General features: G+C 68.4%; 13 protein-coding genes and 2 pseudogenes. 8 read left to right on the forward strand and 7 right to left on the reverse strand.

Going from position 1 to position 12,876, the window contains the following annotated elements; translation table 11 throughout:
- Positions 1–354: 354 nt before the first annotated feature.
- A complete protein-coding gene (locus NCC78_RS02300; RefSeq protein WP_250791395.1) occupies positions 355–567 on the reverse strand; it encodes a hypothetical protein in 213 nt (70 codons plus the stop codon).
- A gap of 273 nt (positions 568–840) precedes the next feature.
- On the opposite strand from NCC78_RS02300, the gene NCC78_RS02305 reads away from it, so the two are divergent.
- The 5 genes from NCC78_RS02305 (at position 841) to NCC78_RS02325 (ending at position 4,833) form a co-directional block, all read left to right on the forward strand.
- A complete protein-coding gene (locus NCC78_RS02305; RefSeq protein WP_250791397.1) occupies positions 841–1,803 on the forward strand; it encodes a hypothetical protein in 963 nt (320 codons plus the stop codon).
- A 295-nt stretch (positions 1,804–2,098) separates the two neighbouring features.
- A complete protein-coding gene (locus NCC78_RS02310) occupies positions 2,099–2,494 on the forward strand; it encodes a nuclear transport factor 2 family protein (protein WP_250791399.1) in 396 nt (131 codons plus the stop codon).
- 198 nt (positions 2,495–2,692) lie between these two features.
- Positions 2,693–3,385, forward strand: coding sequence for a hypothetical protein (locus NCC78_RS02315; RefSeq protein ID WP_250791401.1), 693 nt, complete (start codon positions 2,693–2,695; stop codon positions 3,383–3,385).
- 340 nt (positions 3,386–3,725) lie between these two features.
- Complete coding sequence (locus NCC78_RS02320) at positions 3,726–4,436, forward strand: DinB family protein (RefSeq protein WP_250791403.1); 711 nt, start codon at positions 3,726–3,728, stop codon at positions 4,434–4,436.
- A 154-nt stretch (positions 4,437–4,590) separates the two neighbouring features.
- The gene (locus NCC78_RS02325) at positions 4,591–4,833 is read left to right on the forward strand and encodes a hypothetical protein (RefSeq protein ID WP_250791405.1); all 243 of its coding nucleotides are present in this window, start codon (positions 4,591–4,593) and stop codon (positions 4,831–4,833) included.
- A gap of 214 nt (positions 4,834–5,047) precedes the next feature.
- Here the strand turns inward: NCC78_RS02325 and NCC78_RS02330 are convergent.
- Positions 5,048–5,737, reverse strand: a pseudogene (locus NCC78_RS02330) (DUF4291 domain-containing protein).
- Positions 5,738–5,905: 168 nt separating this feature from the next.
- Positions 5,906–6,547, reverse strand: a complete 642-nt coding sequence (locus NCC78_RS02335) for a GyrI-like domain-containing protein (protein ID WP_250791407.1) — start codon at positions 6,545–6,547, stop codon at positions 5,906–5,908.
- 97 nt (positions 6,548–6,644) lie between these two features.
- On the opposite strand from NCC78_RS02335, the gene NCC78_RS02340 reads away from it, so the two are divergent.
- The gene (locus NCC78_RS02340) at positions 6,645–7,103 is read left to right on the forward strand and encodes a helix-turn-helix domain-containing protein (RefSeq protein ID WP_250791409.1); all 459 of its coding nucleotides are present in this window, start codon (positions 6,645–6,647) and stop codon (positions 7,101–7,103) included.
- Positions 7,104–7,168: 65 nt separating this feature from the next.
- On the opposite strand, the gene NCC78_RS02345 is transcribed toward NCC78_RS02340, so the two are convergent.
- The 4 genes and pseudogenes from NCC78_RS02345 to NCC78_RS02360 form a co-directional block, all read right to left on the reverse strand.
- Positions 7,169–7,942, reverse strand: coding sequence for a maleylpyruvate isomerase N-terminal domain-containing protein (locus NCC78_RS02345; protein WP_250791411.1), 774 nt, complete (start codon positions 7,940–7,942; stop codon positions 7,169–7,171).
- A gap of 176 nt (positions 7,943–8,118) precedes the next feature.
- Positions 8,119–9,239 (reverse strand): annotated as a pseudogene (locus NCC78_RS02350) (IS630 family transposase).
- An 83-nt stretch (positions 9,240–9,322) separates the two neighbouring features.
- Positions 9,323–9,637 carry a hypothetical protein gene (locus tag NCC78_RS02355; protein ID WP_250791413.1) on the reverse strand — a complete coding sequence of 105 codons (315 nt, stop codon included), beginning with the start codon at positions 9,635–9,637 and terminating at the stop codon, positions 9,323–9,325.
- 197 nt (positions 9,638–9,834) lie between these two features.
- On the reverse strand, positions 9,835–10,611 hold the full coding sequence (locus tag NCC78_RS02360) for a hypothetical protein (RefSeq protein WP_250791415.1): 777 nt from the start codon (positions 10,609–10,611) through the stop codon (positions 9,835–9,837).
- A gap of 267 nt (positions 10,612–10,878) precedes the next feature.
- Here NCC78_RS02360 and NCC78_RS02365 point away from each other — a divergent pair, with 267 nt between their 5' ends.
- Both NCC78_RS02365 and NCC78_RS02370 read left to right on the forward strand, forming a co-directional pair.
- Entirely contained in the window at positions 10,879–11,451 is a 573-nt protein-coding gene (locus tag NCC78_RS02365) for a hypothetical protein (protein WP_250791417.1), read from the forward strand.
- Entirely contained in the window at positions 11,444–12,286 is an 843-nt protein-coding gene (locus tag NCC78_RS02370; protein ID WP_250791419.1) for a TRM11 family SAM-dependent methyltransferase, read from the forward strand. Before NCC78_RS02365 ends, NCC78_RS02370 begins: the two co-directional genes overlap by 8 nt.
- The last annotated feature ends 590 nt before the right edge of the window (positions 12,287–12,876 follow it).

Here is a 12,876-nt window from a genome sequence, read left to right on the forward strand (position 1 = left end):
CGCCGTCACCGGCATACGCAAGCTACTCGCCACGCAGGTGTTGATGTCGTTGGCAGGCCGCGGACCCGCACCATTCTGATCGTGCGCCGCACGGCCGCCGCTACATCGCCGCCGCGACGCGGTCACTCTGCTCTGACGCAGCGACGAGGGCAGGACCATGTTGACCGGTAGACTCCGCCAGGAACCGTTAACTCTCATGCCGCCGACCGGGCGTCACGCAGCGTAGTCGGCTGCCACGGAGTGGGCGTTTAGACGTAGCCGGACATGCCGATGACAGCGCGCCGTGCATGCGGACCAGATTAGGCTGTCACAGCGGTGGAGCAGCGTCGGTCGAGGGATACTCGTGAAACCGGGTCAGTTCCACGGATCGGCGTTCGGATTCTCGCCGAGCATCCGGGCGCTCGCCAGGCACAAGTCTTCGCCGAACAGTTGGTTGCCACGGGAGTCGGTGCCCCATGCGTCGTCGGCGCATGCTGCGATGGCGCGCCATGTATAGCCTTCAGCCCGCCATTGCCTGACTTGCCGCGCGATGTCGGTGGTCAGGGTCAGTAGCCACGCATCCAGCACGCGCCGAACCTACGCTGAGCCCGTTGACATCGCCACCTGTGCATGCGGATCTGCCGCGACTCGAGCAACGTACGCCGTCACTGCTTGTGACGAGCGTGCAATGGCGATCGACAACTCGCGTGATGATCTGGGAGTGGCCAGCCCGCCAATCGGACAATCTCCACTGCCGGTCCTGAGCCCAGGGAACGACGTGCCGCGGTGTGAAGCGCGAGTCGCTGGGCGCCGAGAGTCGGCTCGCTTGTGGTTCGAGGTCGGGACGGGCATCCTCGTGCCGTGGAATGGACGGACGACCTGACTGTGCGCCTTGCTCGGGGAACATCGGTACGCGCCCTTGTCGTGTATCTCCGGGCGGCCGACGAGGAGGGGACGCGCCGTCGCGATGTCCTTGCCGTCTTGACCGAGCGGTTCGCGCTGCCGTTCGATGATGCACGGCTCGCAATGGACCGTGTCGGGGGTGGAGTCGTTCGTGCCGCGTCCGGCAACCCTGCGAACGAGCCGGATCCCGTCAAGGACCCGTTGGCGTGGACGTCATACCGGCTTGAGCTCGGACTGACCGTCGATGATGGAGCTCTTGGGCCATCGCCCGAGGAGCGGGCGCGGGCGCAGGCTCTCCTGGATCGGGCCAGGCGTGGCGAGCCCACGCATGGCACCGAGGACGTCGCCGTGGCGCTCGAGGTCGCACGGTTGGCAGTCGCGTCGCAGGAGACGGGTCGGATACGCTTCCACCTCCTCCTCGAAGCAGCGACGTCACTATCGGTCGCAGCCGAAGCGTGCATCGCCCGGTTGGGGCAGCAGCCTTGTGCCCCGGAGGGTTCCCAGGAGTGGGTCGACGGTGTCGCGCTCGCCGCGGCTGCCCGTCAGGTCACCGCGAAGTTCGCTGCCCAACCCGACCCGGAGCTTGAGGAGCGTGGCCTCGCACTGGTGGGACGCATCGTCACCCGCCTGCTGGGCCAATCTCACGCCTTCGTCGGACGAGCGATGATCGAGTCGGCCCGCTGCATCCAGCGCAACGGCGATCCGGACCGAGCCGCCACTCGCGCCGAGGCGGTACTGGCCGACTTCGAGGTTCTGCTCGATCAGTTCGAGGTCGACGCTCCATTCGACGAGCACATCATCGCCCTGGAGTACCTGCAGGCCGCCATCGAACTCCTCATCGGGGTGAGAGGCAGTTCCGCCGAGCTCGATGCCCTTCGCAACCGGACCAAGCAAGTGCTTGCCCGCTCGTTGACCGATTGAACCCTATCGATACAACCACCAGCGGGTTCCCGGTCACAAGGCCGGGGCGGTGGCCGACCTTACCCATCCCACGGCGGCGTGGCCAGCGAGACAGGAGATCATCACCGTCATCACGTGTCCACCGCCACGCACGGATCTGCCGCAAGTCGCGCGCTACGCAACGTCACGATGCTCGCTCGGGTCGGCGTCCGGTCGTGCCGATGTGAGGACGTGCCACGGACGGCATCGGACGCTGACGCCTGCCTAAGCGCGATGCGGACGGTCACACGAGCGCCCAGGTGGTTAGGTTGCCGACGTGACAGCAGATGCCCTGGCAACGGAGATGGCGAACACTGAACGGCGGCGGCTTCGGGCGCTGGTCGAAGTGAGACTGGCAGAAGCAGATGCCTTGCACGCTCCGGATTTCGAGCTCGTTCATCCCAGCGGCGGGGTCTGGTCCAAGGAGCAGTACCTCGGCGGCATCGCATCAGGTGACATCAACTACCGTCGCTTCGAGGCGGTGTCGAGCATCGACGTGATGGTGGACGGCGACCTGGCCGTTCTGCGCTACCGGTCACTCATCGACATCGCGGTCGGGGGACAAGAGGCGGGGCTGCTGGAGTGCTGGCATGTCGACTGCTATCGCCGCGACCGGGACGGTGGGCTCTGGAGGGTGCGTTGGTCGCAGGCGACTTCCATCGACCACGCTTAGCAGCCAGACCTCGTTCACCGGGCACCGCCGCAGACGCTCGCGCATGCCGCGATGCGATCGCTAGGCTGTGTGACAACTCCGTCCGGCTGCTCGGCGCGCGGATCTGCCGATGTGCGTACGTCTGATGTCCGCTGGCAGTCATTGACGCGCATGTCCTAGGCTCGCGAGAGCGGAGCACCAGTCAGCTGGGAAGTTCATGTGCATGTGCTCGACGACCCCGACGGTCTGTCCCCGAGGGCTCAGGCGTTCCTGTGTCGCGTCGGGACCCGGCAGCCTGAGCAGCCTCGGCTGCTGACCGATTTTATGCAAGTGCCAGACCGGTCGGGACGGCTGATTGCGGCACCCCTTGAGTTGATGGTCAGGAGGGAAGGCTTCGCGGCCCGCTTCGGCGGGCTGTGCTACGACGTTCGCCGCAAGGTCCGCATTGGCGACGAGCGCCTCGACACCCTCCGCCGCTGGCAATTTGACCTGCTCGACTTGGTTCGGGCGGAGCGCACGGGGTGGTCATTCGCGTGGTACGGGGAGCGCGTGTCGTCACCCGTGTTCTACCTCGCGCACACTGACGGCCGATTCGGGGTGAGCGATGGCGGCCCCTTCCTGGACGTCTGTCCCTCGATCAATCACCTGATCGAGGGACACGCGCTCATGGACGAGCTGTACGACTGGGAGCCTGTGCCACCCAGTTCGTTGGAGGCGTGGGTCCCCAATGACATGACCAATGCACACCTTGGCGAGCTCCTCGCCGCACTGCCGCCAGTCCCGGAGGCATCGGGGCCGTGTGATCGATGGTGGCGCTCCGACGAACTCGCTATCCGCCTGTTCCAGGTGTGGACCAGTAGTCAACCGCGCCCCACCGGCGTCATGATCTGGAGCCGGAACGGCCAGATTTGATGAGCTGGCGACAGTACGCGCTTGATTCGACAACGGACTTCCGCTAACCCCGTCCGCTATGCCGCGAAGGGCTCGTCACCGATGGTGATCTCGGCGCCGATCGCGGGCGTCGACGTGCCGAATTGAGGACGTTCAGCGAGTGGCTGCTCATGGCACGCCCACGTGCGCATCTGGACATCGACGGTCGCTCGCGTGTACCCAGCCGAACATTGACCTCGTCTCGTATGGTGCGAGGTCGCCGGCTCGGCGTGTTTCCGCTGGCAGCCTCCAGGCCCGGCTACAGCACCCTCTACCCGCGGTAACTGCGAGGTTGTCGGTACGCCGGTGGATACTGCCCGGCATGGCGAGCTTCAAGGACCAGGACTTGACTGATGCCGAGTTCCGCGAGTGTGACTTGACCCGCGCTCGTCTGATCGGGGTGGTAATGCAGGACGCTGTGATCGACGGGCTGGTCACCAATCTGGTGGTCAACGGAGTCGAGGTGACGTCGTATGTCGAAGCCGAGCTTGACCGCCGGTATCCGGTGCGGTTGCTGCTCCGCTCAGCCGATCCGGCGGACCTGTTGCAGGCTGTCCGGCAGCTGCGGGCCGGCTGGGCGGAGACGATCGAGCGGCTGCGAGCGATGCCCAGGGGTTCGGAGCAGCAGCGCGTCGGCGGCGAATGGTCGGCGGTAGAGACCCAGCGCCATCTGGTGTTCGTGCACGACTCGTGGTTCCGCCGCTGCTGTCTGGGATCGACCGAGCCGTTCACCGCGATCGGGCTGGCGTCCGAGTTCGTCCCTGACCAGGAGGAGCAGGGCCTGGACCGAGCGGCGGCCCCCAGTCTCGACGAGGTGCTGGCCGCGCGAGACGTGCAAGGCGCTGAGCTAGAGCGTTGGCTGTCGACGGTGACGGCCGATCAGCTCTCGGCGCTCGCGCCAGTGCCGGCGGGCCCGGGTTGGCCGCCGTATGCCAGGGGAAAGTCGGTGCTGGAGTGCGTTCAGGTGGTACTGGACGAGGAGTGGGCGCACCACGGTTTCTGCGTTCGTGACCTCGATCTACTCAAATTCTGACCCTCGCCGCGAGGTTGCGTGCGACTAGCAAGGATCCACTCTCATGCCGCTATCCGCGCGTCACGCGGTGGCGCTCCGCGCACGGGTCTTCCGAGATGAGTACGCCTCAGCCGGCGGAACCGGCGCGTGGCAGGTGCTGCCGAAGGGGCACTGGATGTCAGTCCACGCTGTCCTGATCGGGGAGTTCCACATTGAGACGTGCCGGCCAGTCACCCTCAGCAAGACCGCCCGCCACGAGTACATCCCGCCAATCCACTCGAAGCAGTTCTATTCCGGCGACGAACTGACCCCACTGGCCCGACGCCGCGAGCACCAGGGCGGTCTGCACGCGCTCCGGATCCTGACGTCCGTACGCATCCGACGGCAACTGGGTGAGCCACCGGATGACCTCGTCTGAGCTGCCTGGGGCCGGGAAGTCGCGTCTGATCCTCGTGATCAGCCGCTTAGTGGGACTAGGCATACGTTCGTACCTCTGGGTAATGGCGCGTCACTGGATCTGGGCAGAGGGCAGAGGGCAGAGGGCAGAGGTGGAGGCGGGAGCCGGCTTGCTCGACACCCGACCACGTCGTACGTAGTACGGCCCTTGGGTCGCGGCAAACATCGATTCTTTGTCAGATCACCTGCTTACCCTTCTGCCGCCGAGCGGCCGTGGCCTGCCGGGCGATGGCCACTGCCCTGACACTGTCCGGGTGCCTCCTCACCGTGGCGTCCTGGCTGGCATCGAGGCGAACGCCGATCGGAGCCGGCAGTGGGTAGACATGTTCGACGGGGAGGTGGGCCGCTGCCGCTGTCGTTGGCGTGTAGGAGTTCCCGGATGCGGTGGACGGTGGGGGTGATGTCCGTAATGGCGACCGTCCAGTCGTCGAGGTACTGGTGGACGGCCTCGCCGGACAACCCGACCTGCAGCGAGCGGTACGGGAGCGCCTTGAGGTGCAGTGTCCGTTCCGGATCCCACTGCACTCGTACCGGGCTGGTCTTCAGCTGCCGCGCCCACGTGGTCTTGTCGCCGTGCACGTCCCGGTCGTAGTGACTCAGGCAGGCTCGAGCCAGCGCCCGCTCGAAGCCCTCTCGGGTGATGTCGATGGAGAGCACGCGCTCCTGCCCCGGCTTGGTGGCCCAGCCGCAGCGGTACATCATCCACAGGAAGGACGGCTTGATCCACGTCATCCGGTCCCGTTTGAAGGGGCCACGAAGCGACCGGCCGCCACCGCCGGCACCGCCACCTGCGGGGAATATGCCTGGTACACGGTCACCGTGTCGGCCGAGTAGCGGGCACGGATCTGACGGGCGGGAACGGACACGACCGCATCTTCACCGATCGGGGCTCGACCGCTCCACCGAGATTCGCACGCAACCCGTGCCTGACCGGTGATACGGCTGCATCCGCACCTAAGCTGTCGTTGTGACGGGCGGGTGTGCGGTCATCGGCGTGGTCGGGGGTCCGACGCCCAACGCCCGACTCCAGCCGCTCACGCTCCAGTGCCGACGGTGATCGGCTGCCTGAGGATAGTGCGCCGCTTGTCGGGTGCGACCTTGCGGAAGTCACTCAGGTAGATCTCGTGGTGTGTGCCAACCATGCGAAGGCTGTGGCCAGGGATGAACTCATGATGCAGTTGCGCGAGCACGTCGGCCTCGTCGTCGAAAGAACCGACGTGCAGCGTCTGCACGCACCGCCCCTCGGCCAGCGTCTCGAGGCGGACGTCGTTGAGACGCGCCGGTTGGTGCTTCGCCCCGGTTTGCTCGACGGCGGTCGTGAACATGGTCTGGTCGATCCAGTCGGGGACCATCAGCATCAGCGTCCAGTCCCAGCGTGACTTGTCCCGAACCGTGGTGAAGGAGTCCATATCCTCGGCCCACCACAGGCCTTCCAGCGGCGGGACGACGTAGTCGCGCCCGAGGTGCCGCTTGCTGGCGAACTTCAGCTTGTACGCCACTGGGTAGAGTGCCTCGACCGCCTCTGTGAAAGCGGGCGAGGTGTTGGGGTCGCCGTGGCCGTCGGTCATGAGGTACTGCATGTCGGGTACGTCGACTATCCGGAACCGGCCTCGTTGCGCTTGGTAGGCGTCGAGGGTCTTCTTGAAGTCAGTCTTGTCGTTAGTTTTGTTCGTCATCGGGCGCCTGGACTCGGGTGGCGAGCCACTGCCTTTCTGCCTCCATGGGGCTCAGGGAGTAGGAGTACACCTCACGCGCTGCGAGCGGGAGGGGGGCTTGTGTCTGCTGCCCCGCCTGGACGACCTGGACCGCGTCGATCCGGAGCTGGTCAAGATTAGGAGGCTGACCGACCAGGAGGGCCAGCAGTTACAACGGATCGTGCGCCGGGGCAGCACCAACACAGTGCGCTATCGACGGGCGATGATGCTGCCGGCCTCGGCCGGCGGCAACCGAGTTCCAGTGATCGCCCAGTTGGTGCAGGCCGACGAGGACACGGTGCGGGACGTGATCCACCGGTTCAACCAGATCGGCCCGGCCTGCCTGGACCCCCGGTGGGCGGGAGGCCGTCCCCGCCTGCTCGGCCCTGACGACGAGGACTTCGTCGTCCAGACGGCCACCACCCGCCCGACCAAGCTCAGCCAGCCCTTCACCCGCTGGTCCATCCGCAAACTGCTCGCCTACCTGCGCAAGGTGCACGGCCGGGTGATCCGCATCGGCCGCGAGGCCCTGCGCTAACCCCGGGCCCAGTGGCGCCCGCAGGAGCGCGCGCACAACCGACAGATGCGTCACAAGTGCGCGTTTTACGCGTTCGGGTCCCAGTCTGCGAGCTGCTCCATCGGGTCGGTGTCGCCGGTGGTCTCCAGGCCGTCGAGCGGGACGCGCTCGTAGAAGTAGAGGACCAGTTCGCTCGCTGCGCCTCGCATCGCCATGTCGCCCGGCTCCGCGTCGGCGGCGAGGTTGTCGCAGCGGACACCGTCGGCGTTGAGGGTCAGGCGCCAGGAGCGGCCCTCGGTCGTGTGCAGGTCGATGGTCGCCGGCTTGAACGGCCAGGGGACGGTCGTCGCCGAGACGGTCGTCAGGAACTCGTCGACGCCCTCGACCGCGACGTCCGTCGGCAGCGGCTGTGCGGCCCCCTGGGTGAGCTGGGCGTCGTAGGTGTGGACGGCGATCTCCTGGATCTGGTGCCGGGCCACGGCTCCGCTGCTCTCCGGGGCCTGCGAGCGGCCCCACCAGGTCCAGCAGCCGCGGTCCGGGCCGGCCTCGCGCATCGCGTCGAGCATGAGCTCGGTCGACTCGGCGAGCCAGGCGTCCAGGGCTTCGCGGTCGCGGGGCGCGGTCGGGGCGCCCTTCGGGTCCGTCCTCGCCGGGGGCTCAGCGCCCGGGCCCGCCGCGATGATGGCGGCCTGGCGGCGGCGGCCGTCGCCGAGGTGCTGCGCCAGTTCGCGCAGCGTCCAGTCCGGGCAGGTCGGGACCTGGACGTCAAGGTCGGGGGCGGACGCGATCGCGGCGCGGAACGCGGCCGAGCGGTCTTCGATCAGCCGCAGGACCTCGGGGAACTCCAAAATGTTTTGCACCTCGGTTGTGTATCACTGCGCTCCGGCCGCCGGGTAGCGAATTTGTCGGACGAACGCGTCGACAGCCGGGCGGAGCGCCGGCGCCGAAGCCGTCCTGAAACTCCGCGCACTGCTCCACATATGCCGCTTGTGGGTTTCCCAGGTAGTGCTCCGACCGCATACGTTCGCCGGGTCGGTCAGGCCGCCGCAGTGAGTGGGCGTCCGCCCCAGCGGATGCCCTTCTCGCTGCGGATGCGGGCTCTTTCGCGACGTTGGGCGGCCAAGACGTCGGGGTGGCGGGCGTTGGTGTTACGCCAGCGCAGGTAGGCGTGCAGGGCCCGGGCCTGGCCGGTGTGGTTGCGGTGGTTGGAATTGGCGATGGTGAACTGCCGTAGGGGTCCGAAGTGGGCCTCGATCGGGTTGGCCCAGGAGGCGTAGGTGGGCGTGAAGCACAGCTCGACCCGGTGCTTCTTGGCCCAGTGGCGGATCTTCTGACCTTTATGGGCGGACAGGTTGCCCAAGATCACTAGATGGGGGCGCTGTCGGGTCGGGCAGCTCGGATGGACCTCAGTGCGGCCAGGGTGTTCGCGGCCCCCTTCCTGCGACGGTTGACGCCCCACAGGGTGTCGTCGCCGACCGAGTAGCAGCCGTGGAAGTACCGGATACCGTGGGTGCGGTGATAGGTCGCCGGGTGCCGCTGGGGGTGGCCGGCGGCGACCCAACCCGAGCCGGCGGTGGGGCGGATGCCGAGCGGGCCGAACTCGTCGAAGGCGAAGACCCGGGCGGGGAAGCGGTCCAGGACCTCCTCGATGCGGTCGAGCTTGGCGTCGCGGTCGGGGTCGGGTGATTCCTTCCAGGTCTTGGTGCGCTGGAAGGTGACGCCGCGCCGGGCGAGGAGGCCGCGTAACGCCTCGCGGCCGATGCGGACCACGCGGCCGTGGACTTTCCGCAGGTAGGCGGCGAGTTTGCGGATGGACCAGCGGGTGAAGGGCTGGCCAAGCTTCGTCGGGCGGGTGGTGGCCGTCTGGATGACGAAACTCTCGTCGTCAGGGCTGAGCAGGCGGGGACGGCCGCCCGCCCACTGAGGGTCCAGGCAAGCCAGGCCGATCTCGTTGAACCGGTGGATCACGTCGCGGACCGTGTCCCCGTCGGCCTGCACGAGCTGTGCGATCACCGGGACGCGGTTCCCGCCGGCCGAGGCCAGCAGCATCATCGCGCGTCGGTATCGCACCGAGCTGGTGCTGCCCCGGCGCACGATCTGCTGCAGTTTCTGCCCCTCCTGGTCGGCCAGTCTGCGCACACGGACAGGCTCGGCCACCGCACCTCCAGCGGTCGGAACGGACGTCATCGCACATCCAACAGCCCCGACCGCCGCCCCGGCGACCCTTCCCGGTCGGAGGCCTACTTGCCGCGCAAGGCCTCGATTTCGGCGGCCAGCACGACCATGTCGCGCACGCGCGTGTAGTACGTGGTCGCGTACTCGTCGTCGATCGCCGGGAGAACGGTCTCGAACACCGCTGTGAGCCTCAGCAAGCCCGCGCGACGCTGCTCATCGAGCGGGCCTTTGAGGGCGCTGGAAGCGTAGCCGTAGGCGTCCGCATCGAGCAGCACCATGTCCTGGCCCTCGATGTCCAGGCCGCGGAAGCCCGGCGGGAATGGCATCGCCATGTGCTCGGCCATCATCTGCGACAGCGCGTCGAGCCTCACTTCGAACATGCGGCAGATCCTGCCAGGGCACGCGACGGTGCAGTGCGACCTCAACCCGGTGAACCTTTCCGGTCGCAGCACTAGCCATCAGGGGCGTTCATGCCGCCGATCGCGTGCGTTCGTGCTCTTGCTCTGCCGGCTCAGCTGCCGTCGAGGGCGGCAGCTCGACGCGTGAACGAGCCGCCGTGCCCAACCGGGCGGTGATGTCAGGGCGCCATGGCGGCTTCGCGATGGCCGGATGAGCGAATCGGGCCGGACAGGTCGCCCCGCGTGACGGCGGCGGCCACGACGCGTTCGGCGCGGCGGCGCCGCATCCGCAGGACCGGCGCGGTCACACCCTTCTCGGCGGCCAACTGCGCAATCATCGCGTCGCCGAAGCGGGTGGCGCTGATCAGCTCAGCGGCCTCGGCCGTGATCAGGCCGGCGGCGGCCGCCCGGCCGAGCAACAGGTCCGGATGCCCGTAGGGCATCCTCGGCGAACGCGACCCGGTGGACAGGTCCAGCGGTAGCTCCTCGCCGGCGTCGGCCTTGACGACCGCGGCCCCGGCGCGCCACGCCGCCCAGCACAGCCGCAGCCACAACCGGGGCGGGGTGAGGTCCGCCGCACGCAGTGCCTGAAGGAACCCGGCGAGGACTTCGGAGTCGACGTCGTCGGCATGCCGGGTGTAGCCGCGGCTGATCCTCGCCGCGAGGTGCATCAGGGCGGGCAAGGCCACGCCGATCGCGCCGACGACCCAGGCCGGTCCCCATTCGCGGGCGTGGTGGGCCAACTGCCGCCACAGCTCGTCAGTGGTGTCGCTGTCGTAGCGTCCGTACACCAGCAGCTTGCGCAGCTCGTCGAGCGGCATCGTCGTGTCTGGCAGGCCTGGTACCGGGCGGGCGTCGAACACCAGTGGCGCCGGTTCGCAGGTCAGTAGCTCGAAGGCTGCCTCGGCGGTCGTCAGCGCCGTGTCGCCTGTCCTCGTGCGGGTGGGTGTGGCCATGGTGATGCCTCCTCGACGGGGAGCGCTTCGCCCTGCGCGAAGGCTTCGAGACCCCCGATTGGGACAGCCGGACCTGACACCACGAGCGTGTGTCAGACCGGGACAGATCCTGGCGGTTCGTGTCAGATTCGCCGCTGCGCCGACCACCCCGGGGGTCTCAGGCGGCCGGGCTGACCGTTTCTGTCAGGGGAGGGGCGGGTTGGATCGGCCTGTCAGCGGCGTACTGGGGATCGTCAGTACGCCCGCCGGTCCGGGGGTCACCTGCCCATGACCGATAGAAACTTCCACCGCGCGCCGGTCCCCATGGGGGACGTGGTGCCCGGCGACCCTCCTGTGCCGATCACCGTCTGGCCGGTCCCTGCCCCGCACGAGGGCGAGACCATGTCCAACGCGATGGGCGTGCGGCTTGTCCACAACCTCACCCACCCGTGCGACCTCATCATCGACCTGGCCGACGGGCCGCAGTTGGCCCGCGCGGTCATCGCGGCACACCGCCACAGTGACCTGCAGGCGGCCCGCCCGGTTGGCTGGGGCCGCGAGCCGGCGACGCTGATCGTCGCCGGCTGGCCGCTCCCCAACGCCTCTCCGGTCGGCTTTTTTCTTCGCTGCCGCGACAGCCTCGTGCCGGGCGGCTGCGTGGCGGTGCTGCTGCCGCACGGCGACGTGACCCTGCCGGTCGACGTCGTCATCGCCGCGAAGCGGGCCGGGCTGGCGTACCTGCAGCACATCGTGGCGGCCGACCGGCCGGCCCAGCGTGGCCAGCAGGCGCAGCTGGCGATCCACACCGACGTGCTGATCCTGACCCGCAGCGCGATCGAGACCGGGGACGTCGATGGCTGAGACCCTTCCAATCACCTCGGTGTGGTTGACCTGCCAGATACCCGCCCGTGATCAGCGGCGAGGCCGCTACGTCCGGCAGACCTCCAGCCATCCGGCCAAGATGCTGCCTCACCTGGCCGCGCACGCGATCAGCTCGTACACGGCGCCGGGCGATGTGGTGTTCGACCCGATGTGCGGGTGCGGCACCACATTGGTGGAGGCCATGCACCTCGGCCGGCAGGGCATCGGGATCGACATCGAGCCCCGCTACACCGCGCTGGCCGAGGCCAACATCGCCCTCGCCGCGTCGCAGGGCGCCGCCGGCACGGCGACGGTGTTCACCGGGGACGCCACCGGTGGGCTCGACCTGGTGCTCGCCCCCGCGGTCGGCCGGGTGAGCCTCGTGCTCACCTCGCCACCGTACGGGCGCGGGACCCACGGCCTCGTGCAGACGACGAACACCGGGGTACGCAAGCGGGACCACCTCTACGGAGACCGGGAGCGCGGCAATCTCGCCTACGCGGGATGGTCCCGCCTGCTCGACGGGTTCGCCTCGATCCTGGCCGCCAGCTACCAGATGCTGCGCCCCGGCGGGACCGTGGTGATCACCTCCCGACCGGTACGCCGCCAACGCGACGACCTGATCGACCTGCCCGGCGAGCTGCTCGCCGTCGCGCAGTCAGCCGGGCTGACCCCGGTAGAGCGGACAGCGGCGATGCTCGCCGCCGTCCGCGACGGGCAGATCGTGCACCGGGCCAGCATGTTCGGGCTCCTAGCCGTCCGCCGCGCCCGCGACGACGGTATCCCCGTGCACCTGGTGGCGCACGAGGACGTGCTGGTCCTTCGCCGCCCTTGAGAGCCTCGCCAGGTGCAGGAGCTTTGGACCTGGCAAGGCAGACGCCGGAGGGCTTCACCAATCCGCGGAAGCGGCCCGCGGCGACCCCGTCTGAGGGGCCAGGGGCGGCGGCGCAAGCCACCATCGCCCGCCTTATGTCTGGCCCGTCGCGGCGATGTCCCAGAAGGGGCGATCCCGCTGCCGGTCCCGCTGTACCGGTCACCAGCTGCCTACCAGGTGACCGGTGGGCCCGCCCCGGCCCGGTGTTGCGCCGCTCGCGGCCAGGAGTCCCGCAGCGGGTCTCCCGTCACTGGCCCGAGCAGCGCGAGCGTGCTGGTTGACGAGATCAGCCAGGCGGGCCTCAGTCCCGGCGGGTGCCGCTTCGGCCAGCAGATCCGACACGGGGGAGGGGATTGCCGGGCTGTCAGGTTCTGCCAGAGGCCGAACCTGACAGCCCGGCCGACGACGCTTCCGGAACGGCTAACTTGAGGGCTCTCCTTACTTTCCATGTGCCTCTGATCTGACGCCTCGCGCGACGGCATCGCGCCCACCAGCCACGGTCGGCCGCCGCCGCCAGCCTCGGATCTGGCACCCACAAACCCCACGCCCCT

The organism is Micromonospora phytophila (genome assembly GCF_023656545.1).
GTDB lineage: Bacteria > Actinomycetota > Actinomycetes > Mycobacteriales > Micromonosporaceae > Micromonospora > Micromonospora phytophila.

Bases quoted from the DNA above. Each gene is read 5' to 3' on its own strand.
- NCC78_RS02355 (WP_250791413.1), bottom strand. From the start codon at position 9,637: ATGTTCGAAGTGAGGCTCGACGCGCTGTCGCAGATGATGGCCGAGCAC.
- NCC78_RS02370 (WP_250791419.1), top strand. From the start codon at position 11,444: ATGGCTGAGACCCTTCCAATCACCTCGGTGTGGTTGACCTGCCAGATA.
- NCC78_RS02335 (WP_250791407.1), bottom strand. From the start codon at position 6,547: ATGACGAACAAAACTAACGACAAGACTGACTTCAAGAAGACCCTCGAC.
- NCC78_RS02325 (WP_250791405.1), top strand. From the start codon at position 4,591: ATGTCAGTCCACGCTGTCCTGATCGGGGAGTTCCACATTGAGACGTGC.
- NCC78_RS02360 (WP_250791415.1), bottom strand. From the start codon at position 10,611: ATGGCCACACCCACCCGCACGAGGACAGGCGACACGGCGCTGACGACC.
- NCC78_RS02320 (WP_250791403.1), top strand. From the start codon at position 3,726: ATGGCGAGCTTCAAGGACCAGGACTTGACTGATGCCGAGTTCCGCGAG.
- NCC78_RS02365 (WP_250791417.1), top strand. From the start codon at position 10,879: ATGACCGATAGAAACTTCCACCGCGCGCCGGTCCCCATGGGGGACGTG.